A 1,580-nucleotide genomic window follows, 5' to 3' on the forward strand; every position below is an offset into this window, starting at 1 on the left:
TTACGGGGTGAGGTCGGTTTGCCGGTTGCCGCGCCACTCGGCGAGCAGGACGGTGGCGTCGTCGTCGAGGTGTCCGCTGTGGTGGTCCAGTACGGCGGCCATGAGCCGGCGCAGTGTTTCGTGCAGGGTGTGCCGGCCGGAGTGGTGGCGCAGGACGAAGTCGGTGAAGCGGTCCCGGCCGAACTCCTTGCCCCGGGCGTCGCGGGCCTCGGTGATGCCGTCGGTATACAGCAGCAGGCGGTCTCCCGGCTCGAGCTGTTCGGTAGCCTCGGTCACCGGCAGGCCCAGGCGGGAGCCCATGGGGCCGGCCGGCGGGCAGGCCAGCTGAGTGGTCCATCGGTTGCCGCGGATCAGGATGGGAAGGTGGTGGCCGCGGTTGACCCAGGTGAGCCGTCCGGTGTCCATGTCCAGCTGGGCCAGGACGGCGGTGACGTAGCGGCTGGTGCCGAACTGCTCGACCAGGACCTCCTCGATGTGCCGGCTGGTCTCGGCGAGTGAGGCACCCTGGCGGCGGGCGTTGCGGCAGGCGGCCACTGCCACGTTGGCGGTGATCCCGGCGGCGGTGTCGTGGCCCATGGCGTCGAAGACACCCATATGCAGAACGCTGCCGCCCACGGCGTAGTCGAAGGCGTCCCCGCCCACCTGGTAGGCGGGCTCCATCACCGCGCCCACGGTGGCGTGTTGTCCGGCGTAGGCGGGGGGCGGGGTCAGGTTCCACTGCATCTCGGCGGCCACGTTCATCGGCTCGGTGCGCACCAGACGGGCGTAGGAGTCGCTGAAGGACCGCTTGCTGAGCAGCAGCAGGGCGACCATCGACGCCAGGTCGCGCAGCGCCCGGCGGGTTGCCTCGTCCTCGGTTTCGGTGTCGGCGCGCAGCACGCCCAGCCGCTCGACACCGTCGGTGATGGCCACCCAGCACCGGCGCCGGCCGTTCTGTCTGCCGTCGGTGTCCCGTTCGGTCAGCAGGGTCACTTGCTGGTAGGCGCGGCCGGGCAGGCTGCCCCGGATGGTGAACTGCTGTCCGCCGTGTGCGGCGTCCAGCCCGCGGCCGGTGAGCCGGCGCAGTACCGTCTCGCGGATGTCGACGAGGAAGACGGCCGTGTCGTACATTCCGGCCGCCTCGGCGTGCTCGGCGACCAGACGGGGCAGGTCCTCCAGGGTGATGGTGTGGCTGTCCTGCAGCAGTCGCATCATCAACGGGGCCGCGGTGCTGCTGTCAACCACGGCCGGTCTCCGGCGTGATCCCGTCCTGCCCACGCTGGCAGAAGATCATCAGGTCGATCACCAGCATGTCAGGCTCACTTTCTGTCGGTCGACCTCGGCTGGTATCGCGCCTTCCCGGCACAAACAACGACACACCGCCCGTGATCGAACCGGTCGCGCACGCCCCGCAGCAGGCACGGCCGGGCCGCTACAGGCGGCCCGCCATGGTGGTCCCGCCCGCACGTTGTGGTGGCCGCAGCTTCACGGAGCGTTTAGGCCGGTGGGTGAGGGCACTCGTGCAACACAGCGCTGATCTTGACGCTGTCCTTATCGCGGAGGCTTCAAGCGCTCCGCATGATGTGAGAGGTGCCTTCTTC

The 1,580-nt window shown here is 69.7% G+C and carries 1 protein-coding gene; it reads right to left on the reverse strand.

Features of this window, described 5'->3' with window-relative positions:
* Window positions 1–1,194: a PP2C family protein-serine/threonine phosphatase gene (locus IE312_RS37805; protein ID WP_189986827.1), complete on the reverse strand. Its 1,194-nt coding sequence runs from the start codon at window positions 1,192–1,194 to the stop codon at window positions 1–3.
* Between the last annotated feature and the right edge of the window lie 386 nt (window positions 1,195–1,580).

The organism is Streptomyces capoamus (genome assembly GCF_014654935.1).
Lineage (GTDB): Bacteria > Actinomycetota > Actinomycetes > Streptomycetales > Streptomycetaceae > Streptomyces > Streptomyces capoamus.

What these genes read in the sequence shown, in the direction of transcription:
- IE312_RS37805 (WP_189986827.1), bottom strand. Translation starts at nt 1,194, where the DNA reads ATGATGCGACTGCTGCAGGACAGCCACACCATCACCCTGGAGGACCTG.